Below are 24,224 nucleotides of genomic sequence, written 5' to 3'. Positions count from 1 at the left end.
TCGGCCTGGACGCTCACCAGAGCACGGCGGCTGAACCACCACACCGACGCAGGCTCGATCCCGGGTGGGCGGGCCAAGCCTCGCGGCGTGATCTGGTCACGGGCGTAGGCGACCGTCGAGCGGCGGCAACAGGGTGGTCAACGCCAGGCGACCCTTTTCGGCGACCTCCGCTCGCGCGGCGCGGTCAATGAGCGCGTGGGAGGTGCTGGCTGGCGGCCTGCACCAAGGCGCTCAGGTGTTGCGGGTTGCTGGTGGCGGGGATCGGGGCGACGTGTTCGCCGAGGTCCAGAAGCCAGCTCAGGGACTTTTCGACTCCAGCGGTGGCGGCGAGCCGGCCTGCGTTCAGTGGCCGGTACGGCACGTATGGGATGTTGTTGTCCGCGCAGTAAGCCAGGGCTGGATCGTCGGGCTCATCGAGGTTGAGGCAGTTTTGTACGGCGGCGATGGAGGTGACTTCGCAGGCTTGTCTGATGTGCTCGGGGGTGACCTTGGACAGGCCGATGGCTGCGATCTTTCCTTCGGTTTGGAGGTCGGCGAGTGCTCCGATCTGGTCGGCCAGCGGGATCGTGGGGTCTACCCGGTGCAGGTAGCACAGGTCGATGCGATCGACGGCCAGGCGCCGCAGGGAGGCTTCGGTGGCGGCGCGCAGATAGTCCGGCCTGCCGAGTGGTTTCCACATGTTCGGACCGGGGCGGATCATCCCGACCTTGGTGGCCAGCAGGAGGTTGTCGGGGTAGGGGTGCAGGGCTTGCCGGATGAGGTCTTCGACGGTGTGGGGGCCGTAGGCGTCGGCGGTGTCGAGATGGGTGATGCCCATCGTCATCGCCTGACGGAGCACCGTGATGGCGTTCGTGGTGTCGTTGGGCGTGCCCCAGGTGCCGGGGCCGGTCAGGCGCATGGTGCCCAAGCCGAGGCGGGAGATGCGCTTGCTGGCGATAGTGATGGCACCGCCAGGTGCGGGGGCGTTCATGGCGTGTCCAGGCTTTCCATGACGGTGGTGACGGCGGCTGCGACTGCTGGAGTGTGTTCGAGCGGGGAGACGGCGAGGTAGTCGGGGCGCTGGTCTTTGAGGAGGTGGTGGAGTTGCTGATCGACGGCCGCTCGGAAAGCGGCATCGGGGTAGTCGGGGTCTTTGCCGTGGTGGGCGTCGAACGGGGCGGCGGGGTCTAAGACGGTTGCCATGATCAGCGTCTGACGGCGGGTGTGGAGTCGGGCGAGGGTGGTCAGGTGGTCGAGGTCATCGGGTGTGGGCTGCTGGGCGCGGTGCTGCACAGCGGCGAGGTAGTAGGCCAAGGCGTTGTGGGCGGTGCCGTCGATGATGACAACTTCAGCTGTCAGCTCCGCTTGCAGGGCGGGCGCGGCTCCGTAGGTGATGATCCATTCGGTGGAGTCGGCGGTGTGTCGTGTCATCTTGGGAAATCCACGCTCAGCGGCTTGCTTGGCGAGACCGCTGATGCGTGCCACGGTCAGGCCTGCGCCGCGTAGCTCCATCTCGATGCGGCGAGCCAGGGTAGTGGTGTTCGTGCCGTGGGTTCCGGCGATGCCAACGTGAATGGGGGTAGTCACCATAGGGTTTGTTCCTCATGGTCAGGGGCGGCGTGGCCGGGCATGCCCGGGGGAATGGCCACTGTGGCGAGGGCTTCCCAGGTGGGATAGTGACCGGCGAGGTTGAGCAGGAGCAACGCGGTGGCGTGGGCGTCGAATGCTGCCCGGTGGCGTTGACCGCTAATGCCGGTCAGGGGGATGGCGGTATAGGCCAGAAGCGCATCGAGACTGTGACCGGGGGCTGCGGGATAGGTCGTGCGGGCCAACCGGAGAGTGTCGATGACCCCGGCCGGCTGCCAATCTGGCAGGTGACGGCGCAGCACGTTGTAGTCCACGCGAGCGTTGTGGGCGGCGATCCACGCCCCTTGGAGGTCTTCCTGAACCGCCTGGGCGATCGACTCCCAGCGGGGAGCGCCATCTACGGCGTGGTTGGTGATGTGGTGAACGCCTGTGGCGAACGCGCTGATAGGTCGCGGGGGTCGGATCAGCGTGGAGCACCCCGATTGAGGAACTGGCCGGCCTGCTTCGATGGGGATGGCGGCGAACTCCACGAGGTCGGGCGGGTTGGCCCCGTTGCCTTCCACATCGACGACGAACAGGCGCGGCCAGGTGCCGAAGTCCACAGTGTCTCCTAGGCGGTCGGCCAGCCGATGTCTGCTCGGCCGTGCCGGCGGTAGTGGTGGGGCTTGCTGCGGTCATGAACTTGGTAGCCGTGGGTGTGTTGCAGGAAGTAGCGCGGCGGCTCGTTCAGGCCCTCAACTATGATGGCGCGTTCGTTGATCTCCACCTCGCCGACCGCGCCTAGGGCGCGGGCTTGGCTGGTGACGAGAGCGAGGTCGGGGGCCTTCCAGGCGTCGCGGCACAGGTCGAGCTGGGCGAGGGGGCAGATGTCGCACAGCTCCCGGATACCGTAGTGGCCGTTGTAGTCGGCCTCGCCGTGGGCGTAGGCGACACCGCAGCTCGTCTTACGGAACAGTGGCCCCCACGGGAGCTGGTGGTCGGCGGGACGGTGGAACGCCCGCAGGATCCGTTGCTCGGATTTCTCAGGCATGATCTTGCGGCGGGCGGTGTCGTCGTATGGTTCGGGCAGGCCGTGGTCGCGGTAGTAGTCGGCGATCTCCTGCCGGAAGAACAGGCCGGTGAAGACCGTGGCATGCGCGTGCTGCGACAGTTCGAGCGCTCGCTGGATGTGCTCGTCGGAGTCGTTAAGGCCAGGCACGATCGGGCGCCAGTACAAGACGGTGCGGTACCGGCCGGCGTGCTCATACAGGGTGCGGAGGCTGGCTGCGGCGATAGCGGAGTCCACCGGCTCGATGTCGGGATGGTCGATGCCGGAGTGGGTCACCAGGATGGTGAGTTTGATGTTGCGGAAGCTGTTGAGGATGGCGCAGTCCTCGGAGTTGACTCTCCAGCGGGTGATGACCAGGACGTGGTTGGTCAGGCCGCGCTCATCCAGGAGCCGCAGCACGTTGAAGGTGTGAGGTTTGACGACCGGCAGCATGGGGTCGGTGGCCCGGTTGAACAGCTGGATCGGTGTCGTGTGCGGCTGGAAGTAGCGGTGGCTGGTGAGCAGTTCAACGGCGGCTTCGTCGCTCATCAACGCGCGGGGCGTCTTCATCTCCCAGTTCGCAAACAGGTGGCGTACGCAGTAGCCGCAGTCGATCGGGCATCCCACCACGTGGTTAAGCGACAGGCCAGATTTGCGGTACTCGATGACGTCGGCGAGTTCGGGCTTGAGGTTCGCGATCTGCGTGGGCGTCAGGAGCGGCAGAGCGCGCCGGGCACGGGCAGGTGCGGTCATGTGGTGCTCCTATCGGCGGTGGGGGTGAGCAGGTGCCGCATGCTGGGGCCGTACCAGATGCCGAAGTCTCGCTCCACGACAGCGGCGTTGTCGGAGGTGTGAATCAGGTTGTCGATGAGCCTGCCTTCGGAACGGGCGATGGTCAGGCTGTCGATGCCGAACCGGCCGCGGATGGTGGCCGCACCGGCCAGGCTGGGATCGGTGGGCCCGATCAGCTCACGCAACCGCGCGGGCGCCGCAGGGCCGTGGCCGAGGGCCACGCACACCTGCCGGCCGACGAACAACCGGCGCAGATCGGCGGCGACGTCCAGGCCGAATTCAGTCGACACCTGCGGCGCGAGCATGTCGTCGTAGTGGGCGAAGATCTGCTCTTCGGTGACGGTGGCCTCTTGGCGGCCGCGGATCTCCACGTGCTCACCCAGGCAGGCGAGCACGTCGTCGACGAGGCCGCGCTGGACGCAGTCGGGTTTGAGCAGGATCACCGACCATCGATCCCACTGCACGCCCTCGGCCCGCGACGGCGCCGCGACGGCTCCGGGATCGGGTTCGGGTGCGGAGCCGGGTGTGGGCAGCGCCGGTCGTTTCACCATGGTGACGCCCCAGCGGTCGCGGCGGCCGTCTGGGGAAGCCGGTTGGGCCACCGGCAGGCCACCAGCCACCGGTGCGGGTCCGACAGCGCCGCCAGCGTGGCCGGGGCGATCGGCGCGTGGGGGGTGTGGACGATCTGCCGATAGGTCTCCAGCAGCACGAGCACCTGCTGCCAGTACGGGCCGAGCTGCGCGGCGTCGCTGACCGTCAGGTCCAGCGGGCGCTGGTTGAGGCGCAGCTGCTGCTCCCATCCCAAGACGCGCTCGAGGGTCTGGCGGGTGGTGTCTGAGGGCATCGGCTGCGGCGGTGGGGCCGCGGGCGTGACTGCTTCGGCGGCCTCGGCAAGGATCGCGGTGGCGCGCGGAACGTCGGGGTCATTGAGGTGCATCGAGGACGCATGGTGGGTGTAGGTGCCCAACTCCACCCCGAGTGTCACCGCGGTGTACTCGGCGATCAGCGTAAAGGAGAACACATCGCACAGCAGGCCGAGCATGACGTCGTTGCCGCGCATGAACGCGATCGTGTGCAAGCGGTCCTCCCGAATGACGAACTGCAACGCCAGCGTGCATGCGACGTCCGGGTTGGCCAGATCGGTCAGCTCGCCGACCCGCATGATCGGCATCACGGCGCGTTTGCTATCGCGATCGCGGCTCAACAACTCTATGACCCGATCCCACTGGCTGGCGCCCGGCGGGGCGAACAGGCGCGGCCCGTAGGCGGTACCGGTCAGGTGCACCCCGTCAGAGGAGAGGTCGCGCAGCCCGGGAGCGTAGTACGCGATCATGTCCAGGTCGTCACGGCCAGCCAGATACCACAAGGCCTCGGCGTAGTTGAAGACGATGTTCGCTTTGCGGGCGGCGAGGTAAGGGGTGCGGTTGCGCGGATCGGACAGGGTGAAGGAAACGTTGAGCAGTTCGCTGGAGCGGTTGCCGCGCGAGCTGGTGGTGTACTGCGGCTGAGTGAGGACCTGCCGCAGGACGGCGAGGTAGGCGTCGTGGAACGTCGCGAACGTCGGCGGGCTCATCGAGGGGGACGGAAGGCTCAAGGACAGGCTCCTTTGGCAGGGGCTGCGCAGCCGGTCAGGGTGGTCATGTACTGCTCCAGCACGTCGATCTGGCAGGAATGGCGCAACGGCTCCAGATGGGTCAGACAGTCGGCGATCAGGTCAGCGTGTTCGGGGCTGCCCTGGATGTCACGTAGCCAGGCCAAGCGCTTCAGGACCTGCTCGCCGTCTTCTACGTGCAAGAGCTCGGGGGTGAGGTCTGCGGCCCCAACGAGCGTGGTGGGGGTGAGCGGCAGACAGCCGGCCAGGACCGACTCACCCAGCCGCTGGCTGATCGCGCCGGTCGACGCGTATCGCTCGGGCAGCAGCAACACCGTGGCGAGCGCGCTTTGGTAGATGCCACCGACCTCGCCGAACGCGCACCGCCCAGTGAAGTTGACGTGCGGCCAGCTCGTGGTGCGCGTCCACTTGCCAGCCACCCGATGCGCCACATGAGCGGCCGCGGGGGCGAAGAACGCCTCGAAGGCGTCATCACGGTCGTACTGGTTGCCGACATAGGCCAACGTCAACGGCCGTTCAGCGCCTGCGAGCCGCCCAGGATCGGCCGCGTCGATCAGCGCGTCAGGAATCATGGTGGTGAGCACGGGAGCGGGCGGCGACGGCCGCAGGCCCGGGTCGCAGACCAGCACGTGCGAAAGCGCGCGCAGTGGCTCCGAAGCGGGGATCTGACGGTCGGTGTCCCACAGCACGGTCGGCGTTCGACGGGTGTGGGTGTAGTGGTCCAGCAGTTCAGCCTGGCGATGCAGATCACAGGTGTGACCTGGTGTACCGCAGGAGGTGGTGTTGCGCCCTGGCAGAGGCCATCGCCACTCGAAAAACAGCATGTCAACGTCAGGAAACCCGTCATCCCACTGGTAGGAAAATGCGGTGCCGGCCTCGAGCTTGTCGCGGTCTTTCTGGAGCAGCACCACGTCGTGACCGCGCGCCAAGAACTCCTCGATGATCGTGCGGCGCCAGAACCTGCCACCATCAGGCGTGTCAACGATGCCGGGGCCGATGAACCCCCAGAAGCTGTAGCCGATCCTCACGCTTTACCGCCTTTCGCTGGTCAGGAGAAGGGGCACGGGGATGAGCACGCAGGGCGCGCCGCCTCCGCCGGGTGAGGGCCCAATGTGGCTGGCGGATGCGGTCAGCGCCCACGCTCGAAAGCAGACGCTGCCTGCTGATCGATAGGTCAATCGCAGTCCGAACACCATGGGCCTTCCTCCGCGAGGCACCCGCTTGCCCCAGAAACGGAGCGTGACGATCTATGCGCTTCTAGCAAACTGGACGGAGGCGGCGAAGAACATACACTCGCAGCGCCGTTTCCTGTACGGCGGGCAACCCGGAACGGCCATTATGGGTGCATCCAACGGCAGAAACCGGCGCTCGCAGCGCCGGTTTCTGCCACTCGCCTTTGACGGCACCGCGCCTTGGGTACTGTCACGAGACGGGTGCCGTCCGACATGACAGGGACGCGGCGATGCCCCGTACAGCGCGTAGCGTGAAACAGGCAATGGCGGACCTGTCCGCCAACCTGCGACAGCAGGGATGCACATGGGGCGAGATCGCCGCGGCCTTCCAAGCGCGGTGGACACTCAACGCTCTGCAGGCGTTTCGGCTGGCGCACGGGTACACGCAAGAGCACGTCACGCGGGAATGGGATGCCCTGTGGCCCAACGAGTGCCTTCCGGTGCGCCGACTTGCTTCCTGGGAGGCATGGCCCGGCCCGAGCGGCAAAGAGCCGCCGCTCGAGGCATTGAACCGGCTGGCCCGCATCTATCGCTGCCGCGCCGGCGACCTCATCCCCGACGCCGCCGATCATCGAGACTCCGATGACAACGCCCACCTGCCGGCCACGGCCCCCGCTCCCCCGCCGTATCCGTCCTCGGCCGCGCTGCCACCGGCCGATGTGGTCATGCTCGTCGCCGAATTGCCCCACCTTCACCAGCCCACGCCCGCGCACACGCGCGACGCGAAGTTCGGGGAGGTCATGCAGGCGCTGGCTGGATGGGCGACGACGGACGTGAAACGGCGGCAGATGCTGGCTCTACTCGGCGCGGCCGCCGCCGCGGCGTACGCGTCGCTCCCGCCGATGACCTCCGACGACCTCGACCGGCTGCACCTGGCCGCCGCCTCCCCACACCGCGTCGATGACGCCACCATCGGGCACATCGAGGCGATCCTCCATCACGCCCGCCGCCAGGAGGACACCCTCGGCCCCAAAGCCGCGCTGAACACCGTGTTGGCCCAGTATCAGCTCGTGCAGTCGCTGCTGAACGGCGCCCGGGCGAACGTGCTGCCTCGCTTGCTGACGGTGCACGCCAACATCTGCCGATCCCTCGGCTGGATGATGTTCAATCTGGCCGACGGCGATGGCGCTGGCCATTACTACGAGCAGGCCCGGCGCGCTGCGCACGAGGCCGGCGACGACGCCATGGCGTCGTTCGTCGCGGCCAACCGCGCCCAGCTGGCCATCTGGCGCGGCGAGGCCCGTGACGGCGTCGAGTACGCGACGGCAGCGATGACGTGGGGGCAAAGAGCCAGCAGCACCCTTCTGACGTCGTACGCATGCGATGTCGCCGCCCGCGCGTACGCCGCGGTGGTGCGCCACACCGGCCGAGGCAACCTCAGCCATGACCAGGCGCGATGCATGCAGTATCTCGACCAAGCCCACCGTGACCTGACCCGCGCGCAGGCCGATGATCCGGGCGCGCGGCTGCTGCACTTCTACGACCAGGGCCTGCACATCTCGACCCGGACATTGTGCCTGCTGGATCTCAATAACGCGGCCCGGGCGCTGCTGCTGGCCGAGCAGGCAGTTGGCGGGCTGGATCCGCGTTTCACCCGCAACGTGGCCTTCGCCCGGTTGGACCTGGCACGAGCGCTGATGCAGCTCAAGAAGGGACGCGACATCGAGGCGGCGTGCGCGCAGATCGGCTGGGCTGCCGATCTCGCTCAGCTGAACACCTCGCCGCGACTGGGCGCCGCAGTGACGGACATGCGCAAGATGCTCAGTAGGTGGGGGGATACCAAGGCAGTCGCGGAGCTGGATGAGCGGCTGTCGGCTCACCGGCTCAGCGTGTGATGCCCGGCATCTGGTTCAGCACGAGGACATCGAACTCGGGCGCGGGCGCGGGCGGCTCCATGATCTCGTGGCCGATCTTCCTCCATCCCCAGCGGCGGTAGATCGCCTGTGTTTCGACCGCTGATGGACGCACCGCCAGAGTCGCTCGAGCGGCGCCCGACCCCGCCAGCAGCTCATCGTGGATGGCGCGGCCGATGCCGCAACCGCGCCAGCGTGGAAGGACCCCGTAGTCAATGATCGCGAACGTGCGCCCGCCGGTCTCCTGTACGAAGTCCTCATCGAGAGGTTCGACGATGTTTGACCACCAGCGGCTGTCGGACGGCAGCAGGTAGCCGTAGCCGAAGCCGAGATAGGTGTCGGCGGTCTGGGCGAGCGTCAGCCGGAACCCTGGCCGGTTGGTTAGCTGCGGAAAGTACTTCCGTTGACGGGCAAGGGTGGCTTCGTTCACGCTGAACGGCGGCTGCCTGAATACCTGCTGGAACAAATCCGCTGTCACAGTGGCGAAAGGCAGCGCGGCCGCGCCGGACGTGCTGGTGATCAGGAAGTCGCCTGTGTGGCTGGCGGGCATGCGTATCCCTCCTCGTCCCTATTACCGTACTTGCCGGGGCGTCGACTAACTTCCAGCTAGCCGCTCGCCCAGGAAGCCCAGGGCCCGCGCAACGCCCTCACCCAGCGGCACGTCGACCTCAAGAACGCCTTCTACGACGAAATCAGGAGCCGGAAGGCCGTCCCCGAAAGCGAACTGAGGCTCGAGCGGCGGCTCGCCAGACTCAGCAAACTGCGGGACGCGGAGGCCGAAGAACTCAGGAAGCTCAAGATCGACAACGAAGCGCTCGTCGGAGCCCTTCACCAGGCCCAGATGGAGAACCGGAAACTCCGGGAAGAACTGGCGGCTCCAGGCCCGCGACTCCGGGCCATCCCCGGTCACCCGCGCCCGGAACAGACGGCGAATCCGCCTGCAGCCGCCACCCGTGAGCGGCCGCAGGCACCCGGCGCGATCGTCGGCAGCAGGTCAAGATGCCTCCGACTGCACCACCCGGACTGCCCGGGAGGCGCGGTCCTGTCATCTTGGTTCGAGCACGACGAGTGGCTCCGATGTCCCCGGTGCGCCGTCTATGCCCAGCCGAAATGCTTCATGACGGCTTCGATGCCGCTCTGCAGTTGGCTCTGTTCGGCATTAGTCAGCGGAGCCTGATCGCAGTATGCCCCGACGAACGCTTCCCGGACGAGCTGGCTCGTCGGCTCCCAGTCGTGGAAGCGAGTTCCGAGCAGCGCTGTCGCTTTGGCCAGGTCCGACACCCCTGAGCGGTACGTCACCTCCTCGAAGTCGAGGACTGCCGTGATGCTCGTCCCGTCATGAAGGAGGTTGGCGGACCGGAAGTCATTGTGGACGAGCTGCTCATGCCGGGCCGACGGGCCGCCGCCGATGTGGTGGGGGTAGGCAGCCATCGCTTCGTGGAGCGTCGCCAGCATCCGGCCCGCCTCGATGACCTGCGCCGGATCTCCTACATCGAGAAGATCGCCGCCGATGACGGGAAAGACGCCGAGCGAAACGTCATCCAGCTCTACTCGAAGGCGCCCGTCTCTTGCCGGAATCGGAGCAGCAACAGGGATGCCGCAGCGGTGAAGCCACATGGTAAGGGTTGCCGTATCGGCCAGGCGCTGGAACAGCTTTGAGTCAACGGACCATTTCGCGATGAGACGTATGTCATCGGCCGTGATCCACGCCAGCAGGTTTCCGGCACTGATGACCAGGCGCTCGCAGTCATCAACCGTGATGGCCCAGGTGTCCCAGAGGGTGTCACCCACCCAGCCGGCCGCGGAAACAGCATCGGCGAAGCCAAAACGCTGGCTAAGAGCTTCTTCGGGGTCAGCTGACTCCCACAGCATGCTGAGCTGAGGCGTGATCTTCATGGTCTAGTAGTCCACCACATTGGGTCGCGCCGTCTGGTTCTGTTCGGGAGAACCGGTCCGCACACGGCACTGGGCCGCGAGGACTGATATTCAGAAGTTCAACACGCTGGACTTGACAGAGAAGATGTCCATGGTCGTTACCTGACCGGTCGGGCCAACCAGCTCCGACAGCAGGGACGCGAAGTAACCGCCTGAGCCGATTTCCAGCACGCGCATCCCCGGGCTGATGTCGGCCTGCACGAGTTGCATGGCCTGGATCTCGGGCGCGGACATCGTGGAGGTCAGCACGCCGTGCTCGCCGCGCTTGACCTCGACGATGTCCAGCGCATATGCCTTGTCCGGCGCCACCTGGGGGGCGAATAGGTGCCGGGGAACCGTACGGAACGCGGCCTCGACCCGTACGGGGAGCGGGAAGCCCCACTCCGCGCATTTGGCCGCCACGGCGGTGGTCATGGCGTCACGCAACGCGGCTGCGTCCTGGACATCGTTGTCGGTGGTCACAGGTTGGATCCCCTCGTCTTGGTTGTGATGGGCAACGGGTCGATGGTGGCCGGTGCTGGGCTGCTGCGCGGGTTAGCCGCGCCGTCCCCTTCCCATGAGGAAGGAGTCGGGCTCTGACCTTTCCCTGTGACGTAGATGCTTGTCGCGGTGATGCTCGGCCAGCGCGATATAGACCTCCATGGCCTGCTTGTAGAGGCCACGGCCGGTCTCCTCGTAGCCGTCGTTGGTGGAGCGGAGCACGAAGAAGCGGCCGCCCTCGGACGCCCACTCGTACTGGCCGCAGCACGAGGTGTGTGAGACCCGCAGCTGGCTGCCGGTCGGCCTGTACGGCGTCCACTCGAATGCGGGCTCCTCCTGCTCTTTCTGCTCCGGCTCAACCGTCTGCGGCTGGCGGGCTCTGGCCATCATCTGCTCTCTCCGCCCGGGTCTCACTGTGTTCTGCCGTGGGGTGAGCAGTAACGGGCGAGTGATCCGCGCCGTCCTCGGCGGGCGGCGGGCGCTGGCCCTTCCTGAGGCTGTAGAAGGTGAAGACGGCAGCGCATGCGATACCGGCGTCCATGTCAGGCCCTTCGCGTGCGAGGTCCGGGCGTCACACGCCCAGAGGGTGTGAGGGAGGCGGCCAGACGGCCGCCTAGATCCGCCTCCCTCGGTCCCGGCCGCGCCAGGGGGTGCGGCGCATATAAGGGATGACGGCCGGGCGGTGGAGCTCGCAGCCCACGGCGGCCAGGGGCTCCACCGTGGGACTGCGAGTTGTAGGCGGCGCGGACCACGACGGGTACTCGGATTCTGGACTTGGGTCCGCGCCGGAGTGCGGGGCCTGCCATGGACGAGCCGTCCGGGACCGGCCACGCCAAGACGCGGCATGACGTTCCCGCCTGCGCGCGGGGCCGCCTGCCTGGCCGCGTCTCGTCTTGTCACCCGCGCCCCCGCTGGAGGCCGGGAAGCATCTCACTGACGATGGGGTACTGCACGTGGACCGACCTGGCCAGCTGCAACTCGCCGAGCCTCGCGGACACGCGCTGTCGCAGGTCCCGCGGGGTACGACCCTTGACGAAGATGCCTTGCGGCGTCGGGCCCTTGTAAAACGCGGTCAGGTGCTTGCCCGCGACCTCCCAAAGCACCAACACGGCCACGCCGTACTCCTTCTGCAGCTCGGCAGCCCACCGGGCGCCCATCTCGTCGTCGGGGTACTCGTCCCTGGTGTCGGCGTACTGGCCGGACGCCACGCCGCTGCGCCGGTGCCTCATGCCGCCTCCGCGCACGAGCCAAAGGCGGCCACCGCGGCGACGAAATGGGCTCTGCCGACATCGCGCCGGAACGGGTCGGCGGGCCGCCACGTCGACGCCTCCACAAGGCCAGGCTCCAGCAGAGGCAGACCATCGAGGAACATGCTTCGGATCGTGGTGAGCGGGCGCGGGTAGATGTCAGCGGCACGCTTGTACGCGGTGAGAAGCCGGTCGAGCTCGTCAGCGGTCAGGAGGTCGCTCCGGGCGTGGCTGAACACGAGGTAACCGCCGGGAAACGCTGCCATGTACCGGCGCAGGATCTCGCCCGGCTTCTGCTCGTCCGGCCAGAAGTGCGCCAGCGCCGTGGCCACGATCCCCACACGCTGGCCAAGGTCAAGGAGACCGCGAACGTGTGCAAGCACCGTATCCACGTCCCGCGCGTCCGCCTCCAACGCCATCGCGCCCTCCACCGCGAGCAGCGCCCGCCCGAAGACGGCGACGGAGGGATCGTTGTCCACGTACGCCACCCGGGCGCCCGGGTGAATGCGGCGGGCCGTCTCCAGCGTGGTTTCCTCACCTACCTGCGGCAGACCGCAGCCGAGGTTCAGCCATTGCGTGACGCCCAGCTTGGAGGCTGCCTCAACGGCGCGGGGGACGAACTCCAGGTTCTCGCGGGCTGCCTCCGGGAGCTCCGGGGCAATCTCCGTCATCGCCTTGACCACGTCCCGATCGCTGGCCCGGTTGTCCTTCCCCTTGGTCGCGGCGTCGTAGACACGGGCGATCGATGGGGCATCGCCGGGGATTCCTGGGCCGGTCGAGGTCACCGGGGTTGCGCTGCGGGAGTCCATAAGGTTGAGACCTTCAGGGGAGGGGTCGGGTTGGGGTTCGAGTGCGAGCGAGGCGGTTTTCCCGGGACTCGCCGTCGCTGCGCGAGCTGCGGCCGCCGGAGGTGCGTGGCTGCGCCGAGAGCCGGGGTCATCGGTGGCCTCGTGGGATTGTCTTAGGCGGTGGGAGAGGTGACACTGGGCCGCAGGCGTGGCGGCGGACGCCTCTGGTCAGTGGGCGTGATGGGTGGACGTCCGAACCGGAGGTGGACGCGAGCAGTGCGCTCAGGGCTCGCGCAGCACCCTCTGGGTCGTCAATGGGATGCCACTGCCATTCCGCCACTAATGGGAGAAACCAGCGAAATTGCTCCGGACCGCACCAAACGGTGAGCTTTTCGTTGAGTTTCAAGCTGGAATGGGACTCTCGGCGCATTCGTACGTCGTCATCACGGGTGTTGACACCATGGACGGCGAGCGCGGTGCGCAGGAGGCATATCGCCTGGTCAGGTGTCATGCACCCGACCGTAGGGCGCTACTTGCAAAGTAAGGGATACAAACTGTATCCCTTACTTTCGGTCAGGCCATTAGGCCGATTTGGTCTACAAGCTGATGCGCCTGAGCGCGCAGGTACGAGGGTCCCGACTCGAACAGCTCCCATGCCATCCGCCGGGCGAATCCGTTGTAACGGATCGTCTCTGGCGCGGTCTGCTGCGCCAGCTGAAGCGTTCCCAGCACGGCATCGTGGTCGCGCTGAAGGTGGTGCGCCCGAGCGACCTCGATGAGATGGCGGCCGCGCCGTGGCCTCGAGGGGATGGGGACGCTCTCGGCGTTGTCTGCTTGCCGTGCAGATTCGCCGCCCTGGTGAAGCTCCACCGCCACCGTCACCGCGTGGGGCTTCATGATCACGCGGCTGAAGGACGTCCATGGCTGGTAGTAGTCCTTCGGCAGCCGCTCCGCCACCCGCTGTGCTTCCTCCCACTGCACCCACGCTTCGGCGGCGTCGCCGAGCCGAGCGGCAGTAAAGGAAAGCTCGAAACACAGCGCCCCCCACATCGCCAGAAGGTCCACTCCTGCTTCGTCCAGGTGCGGCTGAATGGCCGCCATTCCCTGCTCGTTGATCTCCCGGGCCGCCTCGAAGTCGCCGCTGTCCCGATGAGCCTGCGCCAGGAACCACACCGCACACGACAACGCCAACGGATCCTCCGACTCCTGCGCGGCCAGGAGCGAACGCTCCGCGACACGCCACAGCAGATCCGCCGCCGGCTGGTAGGCGATGAACATCTGGCTCAAGCCGTAGACCTCGGCCAGCAGAGCTTTCGCACGGCGCCGATCAGCCCCGTGGTACATAGTGGCCGCCAGCTGCGTGTCCCGAAGAAGGTCCGGCAGGATCCTGCCGAGCGCGGTGCGATGGTCCGGGGAGGTGTGCCGCGTTCTCCACGCAGCATCCAGCCGGGCGCGCAGCACGTTCAACGGCTGAACAGTGCCGGTCGGCACCAGCGGCGTAGCGTTGATCGCCGCCCGTACGGACGCCAGAGCGGGATGCCCCGGACCAGAGAACATGCGTACGCTCGGGAGCTGCTCCCCAGTGAGCTCCGCGAGATTGTCGATCTGGAGGGCTGCGGCCAGACGCAGGATGATCGACAGTCGGGGCTCCGACTGTAGACGGCCGGACTCTACTGCCTTCAGCCAGGGCACCGACTTGCCGACGAGCCCAGCTAAAACTTCCTGGCTCATTCCCTTGCGCTTTCGCGCCATGCGGATTCGCTGCCCCACGGTTAGTACCGGGGCTGGGGGTTCGTTGGTACCGTTGCTCACAGGCCCTGCACCTCCTGCTGACTCGACATCATCAGGCTACGGTGCGGGGCTTGTTCTCTGCGAGGGGTTGCACGACTCCCACCGCCCCTGCCGACCCGCAAGGGTGGAAAGATCTAACCCACCCGGGCCGCTCTGCCCGCGAACCCGCATGCGGCGAGGGGACCAGCGGCTGTCGGTCCTCGGCCTGGTCGGGCCCGTACCGCTTGTCGTACTACTCGACCACCTTGCGCGCGTCACCAGGCGACTGGCAACGCTCCGCTTCCCAGGTAGAGGCTGAGCTTGTCGGCCTGGTCCTCGTGCGCGGAGATCAGCCCGTACAACGCGATGAAGACCACCGCCCTCACCGCAACCGCCGATCCACTAAGGGAGCGGCCTGCTGATCCGGAGTCATCCGCAGGAACCACACCTCGTCCGGCGTAGGCGGCAGGACTTGGAGGTCTCCTCGATCGCAGCCTGGGCGTAGGTGAGCTCGACCAGGAGGCTGATGATCCCGCCCACGCCCCCATCGCGCTTGGCGCTGGGCGCAAGCAACCTCACGCAGGATGAGCTAGTGATGATCTGGATGGGGCCCCTGCGGGTGCGCATGAGGACAGGTGGCGGGCGCCGATCTTCCGTAGTCAGCACATGAATTGGCGTACAGCATGTCCGGGCGTAGCAGCTCGGCGCGCGACCTCGGTATGCCGCCAGCGATAGCAGCGTCGATGAGAGCGCGGCCTAGCCACTCACAGTCCACCCGCCGGCCAGCCTCGCTTTCTAGCAGCGGATCTCCGGCGCGGCGGTGGGAGATCAATGCTGTCAGCCACGTACGGACCGCTGCGGGGATCGGGAAGGTGACGACGTCGCCCTGATGGCCGCGCACGGTGATGAGGACGGGAAGGTTGGCAGCCCCGTCCCCCACGGCGTGAAGGTTGTGATCAGTCAAGGCGGCCAGCTCTTCCACGGTGGCGCCGGTGGCTTCCAGCAAGGCAACAGCCACGGCTTGGATGATGCGGCCGCTGTCAGCGAGTTGGGAGACTCCGCGGCGCAGCAGGCGGCGTTCATCACGCCGGAGCGTTCGGCCCTCCGGCGCGACATCGAGGTGGCGTGAGAGGGCACCGCATCGCCAGGCGAAGCTGTAGAACGAGGACAGAACGGCGTATTTCCTTGCCGTAGTCGCCATCGCGAGCGCCTTGCCGGGCGTGCGGACGCCGATGGTGAGTGCACCCGTCCGTGCCTGCTCACAGTAATCAGCGAGATGCAGCCCTGTGGCATCGAGCAATTCCAAGCCCGGCTCCGCGTCCCGCAGCCAGCGCCGGAAGGAGGCCAGGTTCTGCAGGCGAGCTTGCCGTACGGCGGCGCTGTGTCTGTCCAGCAGCCAGGAGGCTATCGTGCGCCAGGTCTGGGGATCCAAAGCGTCGATGAGGTCGACATCGGCCGCGGGTACTTGGCCGCCATCGCCGCGCCGATGGCGGGGTCGTAGTCCAACGATCTGGCCAATGCTGGTTAGCTCTCCTACAGCGAGTGGCGGAGCGCCGCTCGCTCGCTGGAGAATGCGTCGAGCATCGCTGGTCAAGCACCCGTACGCATCTGCTGGCGTGCCGTGGGCTGGGACGGCCTTATGCGTGTGCGACATGCTTACCACGTGCTCGGGTCGAAAGCACGATGGGTGTCGCGCGTAGCCGGATGCTCGCCCTCCCGTGTCGGCCCCCGCAGCGGGTCGGTAGTGCGCGGCACCGTTGCCTCGCACGGCTTTCTGTTCATGCGGTGGTGAGCGACAGGGCTGAGGCCATCGCCCTCCTCCTCGCAACACAGTCGCATCGCGCAGCGTGGCGGTCGGTCGGTACGCTTACAGGCGCGCAACCGCGCGATGGAGAATGTGGCGTTGCCCGTCGCACGGAGGTAACGGTTCGGGCGGCCCGTGCCAGACAGCACTGTCGTCATCACGTAGATCTTCTCATGAACGCATTGGAACTCGGACATGGGCTGAGGTCCGCGGCATTTCGTGATCGGCAGCTGGGCGGGCGAATCCAGCTGGCGACTCAGCAGTACGGCATACTCCGTCCCTGTCTGGCCTACGCGTTGCCACAGAGCCACTCGCCGTTGAGCCGCCGGTGCCAACGCCATCTCGCAGCGGAGATCAGAGCCGTCGTGGGGCGCGTGACGGGGGTTAGCGGGCGGTTGGACGGTCCGTGCTCCGCCGACGGCTGGTCGGCGGAGCACGGGGCTTGATGATCTGGAAATCTCGCCGAACTGTTCAACCACAACAGGCGAGTCTGCCTTGACACCTGGGCGCTTAATGACTTTTCGCCGCATTCACGCCTGATCATCGGATTCCGCATGGCCGTTCGGATCACCAGTCAAGATCACGGGCAGGGACTGGATCGAGTTCGAGTTCAGGGAAGGAACTGGGATGAGATCGCTTTCTGGCAGGGCGAGGACCATGTCGGGGTAGCGGTCGAACAGGATCGGCAGCGCCAAGGTAGCTTCCATTCGGGCCAGTGACGCGCCGGGGCATGCGTGAGGGCCGCCGCCAAAGGCCATGTGCCGGGTGGGCGGGCGGGAGATGTCGAAGACGCCGGCGTCGGGGCCGTGCTGGTTGGGGTCGCGGCCGAGGAGACTGTAGGGGGCCAGGATGGCATCCCCGGCCGGGATGGTGATCCCGGCGATGGTGATGTCGATGCGCGGGTAGCGGGCCAGGAAGTTACCGATGGGGGCATCCCAGCGCAGGACTTCTTCGACGACGGCGGTCCAGGTCTTGTCCGGATCGAAGGCTGCGCGTTCGCGTGCCGTGGCGAGCTGGTCGGGGTGGGTGAGCAGCGCGCGGACGGCGTTGAGGAGCAGGCTGAGGGTGGTTTCGTGGCCTGCGGCGATCATGAGCCACAGCGTCCCCACGAGTTCCTCGTCAGTCAGCGCTTCGGGATCGTCGCGCCGGACGGCGATCAGTGCGGTCGTCAGGTCTGGGCCAGGTTGGTTCTGGCGCAGTTGGACGAGCTCGCCAAGAACGCGATTGATGTCCTGCTGGGTTTCGATGACCTCCTGCGGCGGGGTCGTCGAGCGGAAGATGCTCTCGACCAGATGGCGCAGGTGCGGGCGGTCGCTTTCGGGGACGCCGACGAGCTCACAGATCACGGTCATGGGAATGGGGTAGGCGAAGTGCTGGCGTATATCGACGACTCCGGCGGCATTGGCATGGCTGGGCAGTTCGTGGACGACGTCGTTGATGAGGGAAAGGATGCGCGGGCGCATCTGTTGGAGGCGGCGCGAGGTGAGGGTGCGGGTTACTGGGCGGCGTAGCCGCTGGTGGGCGGCGCCGTCCGCGGTGACCATGTTGGTGACTTTTACCATGCCGGTCAGGGGCCAGTCGTCGGGGATGTCCCCGTTTCGGACACAGGTCCAGGTGCGCCAGTCCTTGCTGATGTCTGGGTTGCTGAGCAGGTCGAGAAGCAGGTCTTGGCGGGTGATCATCCAGGCGGGGATGCCGTCGGGGAGCAGGACACGTACGACGGGGCCGGCGGTGCGCAGGCGGGCTGCCTCGCCGTGATGATCGGCACCGTTGGGGTCCAGAGTGATGACAGGCAGCTGATCAGCGAAGGCGGCGTCAATCCGAGCGATAGAGGCCGTGTCGGCTCGGTGGAAGTCGGGTGTGGCGGCGGGCTCGGGGTGTTGGTGAGCGGGCACGTGGTCCTCCGGCGCGTGAGACGGACAATTCCGGATGGGGGTGCGGGGGATTAGATCGGGGGCGGGAAGACGACCGGCAGGACGGCGGGACAGTGCGTCCAGGGAGAGGGTCGGACGGGGATGTCGGCGGGGTCGATGTTGAGCTTCATTCCGGGCAGCCGAGTGAAGGCGGTCTGTACGGCGGTGCGGGCGATGAGGCGGGCTGGATCGCGAGAGGGGCACTGGTGCGGGCCAGTGCTCCACGCCAGGTGGGAGCGGTTGCCCAGGTTCATGACTGGTTCGCTGGAGTGAATACGGGAGTCGGTGTTGGAGGCGGCCAGGCCGAGGACGAGGGCATCGCCGGCGCGGATGCGCCGGCCGCCGAGTTCGGTGTCGCGCAGGGCGAAGCGGGTGGGCATATGCGTCATGGGTGGGTCCCGCCATAGCACCTGCTCGAGCGCCTCGTCGATGCCCAAGCGGCCGCCGTTGACGCGGCCGCCCAGGCGGGGGTCGATGAGCATCAGTCTCAAGGTTTGGGCGATCCAGATCAAGGTGGTCTCGTAGCCGGCGCTGACCATGACGACGATCGACTGCAGCACTTCGGCGTCGTTGCGCAGGGAGGGGTGGGTGAGCAGAGCGTGGGTCAGGTCGTCGGCGGGTTCATTGCGGCGGGCGTGCATGACGGCAGCGAGAATGTCTTCGAAGCTGGCGTTGCCCGCCTGGGAGTCATCGCCGGAGCCGAACAAGGCCATGAGACCGTCCAGTAGTTCGAAGCCCTTGTTGGCGTCCATCCCGAACAGGGACGCGACGGCGAGCATGGGGATGATGGCGGCGTACTGGGCGACCAGGTCGGCGTGGCCGTGTTCGGCGAAGGAGGAGATCAGGTCGTTGCAGATGGTTTCGACGGAGCGGCGTAGCCGCCGGTGGTCGATGCGGGTGACGAGGTCGTCGAGCGGGGCGCGCAAGCGGCGGTGTTCGGCACCGTCGGCGCCGATGACGTTGGCACGCCAGAACATCATCGGCCCGAGTCCGCTGTCGGGGGGGACGATGCCTTCTTGCAGGTCGCGCCAGTTGCGGGCGTCGCGCGAGTACAGGGCCTCGTTGCGGGCGATGATGGTGATCTCCTGCCATCCCATGACGAGCCAGGCCCATACGCCGGGTTCCAGCTCCACGCGGGCCACTTCCCCCCACTCCTGGCGTAGGCGCTCATACATCTGGGCTGGGTCGGCGGCGGCGGTGATACGTGACAGCGGCATCAGGTCAGCGGTCGCGCTGAGGCGGGCATTCGGGTCGGCGACGGTGGCAGGTTGGTCAGTCAGGTGGTCGGCAGGCATGTGTGTCCTAGAAGCGGGTGGAGGTCAGCTCGGCCGCGTGGTTGACGAGCTTGATCAGTGCAGTGATGGAGGAGGTGCGGTCGCGGGCGTCGCAGGTCGTCAGCGGCGTGTGAGCGGGCAGGTCGAGAGCGTCGCGCAGTTCGGGCAGGGGGTGGTTGCGGCTGTCGGGGAAGAGGTTGACGGCCACGGCGAACGGCAGGGCGGCGTAGCGTTCGAGTTGGTCGAGCACGGCGAAGCTGTCGTTGAGGCGTCGCGTGTCCACGAGAGCGAGCGCGCCGACAGCGCCCTCAGCGAGGCCTTCCCAGGCGTTCCAGAAACGGTGCTGGCCCGGTGCTCCGAACAGGTACAGAGCCAACTTGGGCGTGACGGTGATGCGGCCAAAGTCCAGCGCCACCGTGGTGCGCTGCTTACCGGGCAGGTGGGTGAGATCATCGACGCCGGCACTGGCCTCGGTCATGGTCTCTTCCGTCCGCAAGGGTTCGATCTCTGACACGGAGCCGATCATGGTGGTCTTGCCAACGCCGAACCCGCCGACAATGAGGATCTTCGCGACCTGCTGCACGCTGTTGGGCAGGCAGCCGTCAGAGGTTGCGGAGGCCATCGAGTAACTCCTGCAGCATTTCGAGGGGAGGGCGCCCTGCTTGGGGGATGGGCGGGCGGGCGTGCAGGTGCCCGGAGTCGACCAGGTCGCACGCGACGATCATGACGACGCTGACGGGCAACTGCAGTTTGACGGCAGCCTCGACGAGCGTGTGCAGCCGTGCGCATAGCTTGAGGAGCGCCCGTTGCTCGCGCGTGGCCGTCAAGGGTAGAGGCGGCCCGTCGGACGCCGCCCGAAGCAGCGTGTCCACGCTGATGGTGTTACGTGAGGCTCGGACACGTCCGCCGGTGATCACAAACGGCCGCACCGCCTGGTCGGAGTATTCCTGGGGCGCGGCAGGCTCGTTCATGTGACTTCTGTGGAGCGCGCGGGTGTGGCGAGCGTGTGCTCGCCAAGGCGTCTGATCACCGCCTGCATCTGCTGGGAGACGAGCCTGGCGTCGACGTCGGCGAACGTGACGACGCCCAGGTGGGAGCCTTCAGCCGCAGCCCGGATGAGCAGCCATCCGCCTTCGAATTCAAACAGCATTTGTCGCACGGCGTGGGAACCGCTCCCGTAGGCCTGTGCCGTTGAGCGGCCCAGGGACTGCAAGCCGGCTATCGTGGCGGCGATCCTGTCGGCCTCGTCACGCTCGGTGGCTGTAGACCTGATCTTGGCCAGGCCGTCGGATGTGGAGACCACCACGTAGCGCACGCCGGGCACGTCGACAACGTCATTGAGCATCCAGGTGTTGTCCCGAGTGCTGTCAATCATCGGTGTTCCTCCTGCTGGGCTGAGCTGGGTGACGGTGTGGGGTGCTCCTGCTGGTCGGCTGGCACGCTGCGGGCACCCTGCAGGTATTGGCCGAGAAATTCGCTGGGGTCTTGGGCAGGAGACGGCGGCGCGGGCGCCGCTGCAGGTGGGGGGCCGACAGGTTGCGGCGGGTCGTGGCGTGGCGAGCGCCTCAGCGGCAGTCCACTGATTGCTGAAGCTCCGCGGTGTTCAGCGGCGGGGGCTGTGCCGAGGGCCGTCGGGCGCGGCGGCGAAGCTGGTGTGGGCGAGGCTGGCAAATGAGCGAGGGCCAGGACATCCTCATCGTTGAGGACCTCGACGGCCTCGTCCGGGACGAGCACCACGGCACGCACGCCACCAAACGGGGACTCACTCAGGTCAACTCGGAAGTTGTGGCGTCGGGCCAGGGTCCCGACTACCAGCAGGCCCGTTTGCATGGAGTCCAGCAGATCTTCCAGCTCCGGCAGTTGCCTTCCGGAGGCAATGGCGTTGACCTTGGCGAGCCGGTTCTGATCCAGGCCGACCCCTCCGTCATCGATGACGATGACGGCGCCACGCTGAACCATGCGGACCGTCACGTCAACGTCGGTGGAGGGCGGAGAGCACGTGGTGGCGTTGGCGAGGAGTTCAGCCACCAAGTGGATGAGCGGTTCCACCACAGGGGCCGCGGCGGCCAGCGTGATGTCGCCGACGACCTTAATGCGCAGGTAATCCACGATGCGGCCGGAAGCGGCCCGGACGACCTCGACCAGCGCCAGCGGCCTGGGCCACTGCTGGCCTGGCCACTCGCCACACAGCACTGCCAGGCCTTGCGCCGCGCGGGCCTGCTGGGCGGCGGCATGGTCCATGTTCATGACAGTGCGCTGGACTAGCTCGTCCCCAGGCCGAGCTTCAGCCAGGTATGTCGCGGCTTCTTGGAGGCGATGGGCCGAGGGCTGCACACGGCGAGCGAGAGCGACGAGCACCTGCAGCAGAGCTTCCCGCCTGCTGACATGCTGGTCGACAAGCGTACCAACCGCGTCTATCACGCTTTCCAACAGTTTGGTGATGTCGTCGCTGACGACGGGCTCGTGAGCTGCGGCCGGAACAGGAGCGTGGCTGACCGCGGCAGGGATGCGGGTTTCCACCAGGTGAGAGACAAGGCGATGCAGGGCGGAGTTCATCTCGGCCACGTGCTTCTTACGCCATCTGCTGACGTCATGGTTGTGGTCAGCCAGCAGCTTTTGCTGCCATGCGGAGAATGCCCGTGCCCGCTCATTTTGGTAGTCGAGCAGGCGTTGCACCGTGCGGTTCATCCAGCTGACGAAGATCAGCGTCATGACGGCGAGGGGGAGCGCAGCCGTGCATAGCGCTACCAGCAAAAATGCGGCACCGGAGCGGATAGCCACCACGACCAGCATGCTGGCGCACACCGTGCCGATCACGCTGAACCAAAACGCGAGCGACGTGAGCCAGCGCGAAACTGCGGGCGGCCGCGGTGGAGGTGAAGGGTCAGTAGCCATGATCACCTGGAGGTAGAGGGGGCATGAGTCATGTTCGGGCAGGCGAAGCTGGGGGCTGGTCGCCTCCGACGTTGGGAGATGTGTCGTGATCGAGGTTGGGTGGCGGGCCAATCGGCTAACCATCAGTGCGGATCTGCTCACAGCAGCGGTGACGCCCCGGACACGAAGTGTGATCACGGCTCGCCGCTACGCCAAGCGCCGCATTAGGGCCGTTAGGTCCCTGGTGAGGAACAGTCCGTCGGGCGTTCTCAGACTGACCCACCGACACCGTCCGGCGACCCTTCCCATGGCGGCTACGCATGGCAGCTCGGCTTGCGTGCCAGACCGCCCAGCACCGGTACGGAATAGTTGAGCGAGGTCCTGTCCTCATCGGGGTGCCACTTGTGCAACTGCACGACCCCTGGGCCGACGAGTTCCAGGCCACTGAACAACTCCAGCACCTGCTGCTGGTTTCGGAGTTGAGTGCTGGCGGCGGTGTAGTTCTTGGCGACCTCGCGCAGGTCCCCTGTGTCCTCGCCGTGAGAGATCGCCAGAAACGATCCCGGCGGTAGGCGGCCCATGATCTCACCAACGATCCGCTTGGGGTGGGGTTCCCCACGGTCAGGGAAGAAGTGCAAGACAGCAGCCAGCAGGAGCAAGACAGGCTGGGACAGGTCGAGACCCCACGACCTCATGCTTTCCAGGAACGCATTCAGATCCCGCAGATCACCCACCTGCAGGCTCGTGCACTCGTTTGTCGCCAGGAGTGCCCGGCCGTGGGTCTGCACCATCGGGTCGTTGTCCACGTAGACCACGCGAGTGTCAACCGCTTCCTCTTGGGCCGTCTCGTGAACGTTGGGAAACTGGACGCTCGAGGTGGGCAGACCGCATCCCACGTCGAGAATCTGACGTACGCCCGATCTGACGGCGTAACGGACAACGCGGATGATCCAGCGCCGGTTCGAGCACGCTATGTCGGGGAGCTTGGGATTTATCTTGGCAAGCCTCTCGGCCTCTTCACGGTCGACTTCGAAGTTGTCTTTGCCGCCCAGCCAGTAGTCATAGACCCGAGCAATTCCCGGCAGTGTGGCATCTATCCCTGAAACAGAAGTCATGTCGCTTTCCATCACTGATGCCCGCGCCGAACTCCTCAACTGACAAGACCGCCGGCGGGGCGGCAGCCAGAAGCTGCTCATTGGACGTTGATCGGCTCTTCGCGCTCACCTGGGTGATGTGACCGCCCCGGGCTGGCACCCGTGGCGCCAACAGGTGACACGCACGACGCGTGGCCCGTTACGAGCCATTGGTAGCGCGCCGAGGCGCTGGGCATGCACACCATCGCGGACACCTGTGCAGCGCAGCCGACCTGTCTGGAGGCGCTGGTGGCGACTCGAGACACGCCTGGAGCCAGGACAGCGAACTCGTGTGCCGCCTGGCAGTACACGGGTCGGCCAGCCGATCTTGTCGGCCCGCATGGCACGTACCGCCGCGGGCCGTGCGCCGAAACGCTGAGGGCATGCTCCATACCCTAGGTCAAGACGTACCCACCTGTCATCACCTGTACCTATACAGGTAGGCCAGATATCACGAAAACTGCTGAGGACACCCAGGTCATGACCTTGGGCGGTTGGACATGCCCCTGCCTTCGCTCCCTTTCGAAGTGCTGGGCGTGCCCTGGGGCAAGGTCGGTCTGGCGGGAGACTCCAACGGCACGAACCCCCTCGCGGAGGACACGTACCTCGAGGCAGAGACGCCGCGGCCAGTTGTCGCCCCGTAGGTGAGCGACGGAGAGTTGCCCAGGCGCACTCGCCGCAGAGCACGGCCGAAGCCAGCCTCCAGACCCATGTGAACCGCCGCAGACCTCTGGCGTTGGCTGTGATCCGCACGGCCGCCGGCAGGCAGCGTGGCGCTGGCAGTGACCGCGGTTAGCGGCAGAAGACCGTCAACCAAGCGCTAAAGGCACATGATGATGGCGTACCGGAACCAGGGCGGCCGTCTGATGCCTTGCCGCAGCGGCACCCGGGTGCCCGATTTCCGCGATGGGCCAGAGCGTCGTA

At 66.7% G+C, this 24,224-nt stretch carries 24 protein-coding genes; 1 reads left to right on the top strand and 23 read right to left on the bottom strand.

Annotated elements, in window-relative coordinates; translation table 11 throughout:
- Window positions 1-184: 184 nt before the first annotated feature.
- The 7 genes from ACIBVN_RS54860 to ACIBVN_RS54830 are packed head-to-tail and all read right to left on the bottom strand — an operon-like array spanning window position 185 to window position 6,025.
- Window positions 185-970, bottom strand: coding sequence for an aldo/keto reductase (locus ACIBVN_RS54860; protein ID WP_397149904.1), 786 nt, complete (start codon window positions 968-970; stop codon window positions 185-187).
- Entirely contained in the window at window positions 967-1,569 is a 603-nt protein-coding gene (locus tag ACIBVN_RS54855; protein ID WP_397149902.1) for a hypothetical protein, read from the bottom strand. Before ACIBVN_RS54855 ends, ACIBVN_RS54860 begins: the two co-directional genes overlap by 4 nt.
- Window positions 1,563-2,168: a PolC-type DNA polymerase III gene (locus ACIBVN_RS54850; RefSeq protein ID WP_397149900.1), complete on the bottom strand. Its 606-nt coding sequence runs from the start codon at window positions 2,166-2,168 to the stop codon at window positions 1,563-1,565. Before ACIBVN_RS54850 ends, ACIBVN_RS54855 begins: the two co-directional genes overlap by 7 nt.
- A gap of 8 nt (window positions 2,169-2,176) precedes the next feature.
- Complete coding sequence (locus ACIBVN_RS54845; RefSeq protein ID WP_397149898.1) at window positions 2,177-3,346, bottom strand: hypothetical protein; 1,170 nt, start codon at window positions 3,344-3,346, stop codon at window positions 2,177-2,179.
- Window positions 3,343-3,936: a nucleoside-diphosphate kinase gene (locus ACIBVN_RS54840; RefSeq protein ID WP_397149896.1), complete on the bottom strand. Its 594-nt coding sequence runs from the start codon at window positions 3,934-3,936 to the stop codon at window positions 3,343-3,345. The genes ACIBVN_RS54845 and ACIBVN_RS54840 overlap by 4 nt, the downstream gene beginning before the upstream one ends.
- Complete coding sequence (locus ACIBVN_RS54835) at window positions 3,930-4,979, bottom strand: thymidylate synthase (protein WP_397149894.1); 1,050 nt, start codon at window positions 4,977-4,979, stop codon at window positions 3,930-3,932. The genes ACIBVN_RS54840 and ACIBVN_RS54835 overlap by 7 nt, the downstream gene beginning before the upstream one ends.
- On the bottom strand, window positions 4,976-6,025 hold the full coding sequence (locus ACIBVN_RS54830; protein ID WP_397149892.1) for a hypothetical protein: 1,050 nt from the start codon (window positions 6,023-6,025) through the stop codon (window positions 4,976-4,978). Before ACIBVN_RS54830 ends, ACIBVN_RS54835 begins: the two co-directional genes overlap by 4 nt.
- A gap of 455 nt (window positions 6,026-6,480) precedes the next feature.
- Between ACIBVN_RS54830 and ACIBVN_RS54825 the strand changes: the two genes are divergently transcribed.
- Window positions 6,481-8,064: a hypothetical protein gene (locus ACIBVN_RS54825; RefSeq protein WP_397149890.1), complete on the top strand. Its 1,584-nt coding sequence runs from the start codon at window positions 6,481-6,483 to the stop codon at window positions 8,062-8,064.
- On the opposite strand, the gene ACIBVN_RS54820 is transcribed toward ACIBVN_RS54825, so the two are convergent.
- The 16 genes from ACIBVN_RS54820 to ACIBVN_RS54745 all read right to left on the bottom strand — a co-directional run bounded on the left by ACIBVN_RS54820 (window position 8,054) and on the right by ACIBVN_RS54745 (window position 23,363).
- Complete coding sequence (locus ACIBVN_RS54820) at window positions 8,054-8,632, bottom strand: GNAT family N-acetyltransferase (protein ID WP_397149888.1); 579 nt, start codon at window positions 8,630-8,632, stop codon at window positions 8,054-8,056. The genes ACIBVN_RS54825 and ACIBVN_RS54820 overlap by 11 nt on opposite strands.
- A 45-nt stretch (window positions 8,633-8,677) precedes the next feature.
- Complete coding sequence (locus ACIBVN_RS54815) at window positions 8,678-8,992, bottom strand: hypothetical protein (protein WP_397149886.1); 315 nt, start codon at window positions 8,990-8,992, stop codon at window positions 8,678-8,680.
- Between the two features lie 185 nt (window positions 8,993-9,177).
- Window positions 9,178-9,978, bottom strand: a complete 801-nt coding sequence (locus ACIBVN_RS54810) for a phosphotransferase enzyme family protein (protein ID WP_397149884.1) — start codon at window positions 9,976-9,978, stop codon at window positions 9,178-9,180.
- Window positions 9,979-10,068: 90 nt separating this feature from the next.
- A complete protein-coding gene (locus ACIBVN_RS54805; RefSeq protein WP_397149882.1) occupies window positions 10,069-10,479 on the bottom strand; it encodes a hypothetical protein in 411 nt (136 codons plus the stop codon).
- Window positions 10,480-10,551: 72 nt separating this feature from the next.
- Window positions 10,552-10,887 carry a hypothetical protein gene (locus ACIBVN_RS54800; protein ID WP_397149880.1) on the bottom strand — a complete coding sequence of 112 codons (336 nt, stop codon included), beginning with the start codon at window positions 10,885-10,887 and terminating at the stop codon, window positions 10,552-10,554.
- 506 nt (window positions 10,888-11,393) lie between these two features.
- Window positions 11,394-11,726, bottom strand: a complete 333-nt coding sequence (locus ACIBVN_RS54795; protein WP_397149878.1) for a hypothetical protein — start codon at window positions 11,724-11,726, stop codon at window positions 11,394-11,396.
- Complete coding sequence (locus tag ACIBVN_RS54790) at window positions 11,723-12,553, bottom strand: SAM-dependent methyltransferase (RefSeq protein ID WP_397149876.1); 831 nt, start codon at window positions 12,551-12,553, stop codon at window positions 11,723-11,725. Before ACIBVN_RS54790 ends, ACIBVN_RS54795 begins: the two co-directional genes overlap by 4 nt.
- 552 nt (window positions 12,554-13,105) lie before the next feature.
- On the bottom strand, window positions 13,106-14,344 hold the full coding sequence (locus ACIBVN_RS54785) for a helix-turn-helix domain-containing protein (protein WP_397149874.1): 1,239 nt from the start codon (window positions 14,342-14,344) through the stop codon (window positions 13,106-13,108).
- Between the two features lie 547 nt (window positions 14,345-14,891).
- Window positions 14,892-15,608, bottom strand: coding sequence for a hypothetical protein (locus ACIBVN_RS54780; RefSeq protein ID WP_397149872.1), 717 nt, complete (start codon window positions 15,606-15,608; stop codon window positions 14,892-14,894).
- A 1,028-nt stretch (window positions 15,609-16,636) separates the two neighbouring features.
- The gene (locus tag ACIBVN_RS54775) at window positions 16,637-18,001 is read right to left on the bottom strand and encodes a cytochrome P450 (protein WP_397149870.1); all 1,365 of its coding nucleotides are present in this window, start codon (window positions 17,999-18,001) and stop codon (window positions 16,637-16,639) included.
- Between the two features lie 50 nt (window positions 18,002-18,051).
- Window positions 18,052-19,314, bottom strand: a complete 1,263-nt coding sequence (locus ACIBVN_RS54770; protein ID WP_397149868.1) for a cytochrome P450 — start codon at window positions 19,312-19,314, stop codon at window positions 18,052-18,054.
- A 7-nt stretch (window positions 19,315-19,321) separates the two neighbouring features.
- A complete protein-coding gene (locus tag ACIBVN_RS54765; protein WP_397149866.1) occupies window positions 19,322-19,915 on the bottom strand; it encodes a GTP-binding protein in 594 nt (197 codons plus the stop codon).
- Entirely contained in the window at window positions 19,896-20,264 is a 369-nt protein-coding gene (locus ACIBVN_RS54760) for a DUF742 domain-containing protein (RefSeq protein ID WP_397149864.1), read from the bottom strand. The genes ACIBVN_RS54765 and ACIBVN_RS54760 overlap by 20 nt, the downstream gene beginning before the upstream one ends.
- Window positions 20,261-20,668 (bottom strand): roadblock/LC7 domain-containing protein, encoded by a 408-nt coding sequence (locus tag ACIBVN_RS54755; protein WP_397149862.1) that lies wholly within the window; start codon window positions 20,666-20,668, stop codon window positions 20,261-20,263. The genes ACIBVN_RS54760 and ACIBVN_RS54755 overlap by 4 nt, the downstream gene beginning before the upstream one ends.
- Window positions 20,665-22,110, bottom strand: coding sequence for an ATP-binding protein (locus tag ACIBVN_RS54750; RefSeq protein WP_397149860.1), 1,446 nt, complete (start codon window positions 22,108-22,110; stop codon window positions 20,665-20,667). The genes ACIBVN_RS54755 and ACIBVN_RS54750 overlap by 4 nt, the downstream gene beginning before the upstream one ends.
- Window positions 22,111-22,481: 371 nt before the next feature.
- Entirely contained in the window at window positions 22,482-23,363 is an 882-nt protein-coding gene (locus tag ACIBVN_RS54745; RefSeq protein WP_397149858.1) for an SAM-dependent methyltransferase, read from the bottom strand.
- Between the last annotated feature and the right edge of the window lie 861 nt (window positions 23,364-24,224).

This window comes from Nonomuraea sp. NPDC049400 (assembly GCF_044466425.1).
Taxonomy (GTDB): domain Bacteria; phylum Actinomycetota; class Actinomycetes; order Streptosporangiales; family Streptosporangiaceae; genus Nonomuraea.
The sequence above is the reverse complement of the archived record's forward strand: the minus strand, read 5'-3'. Positions and strand labels throughout refer to the sequence as shown.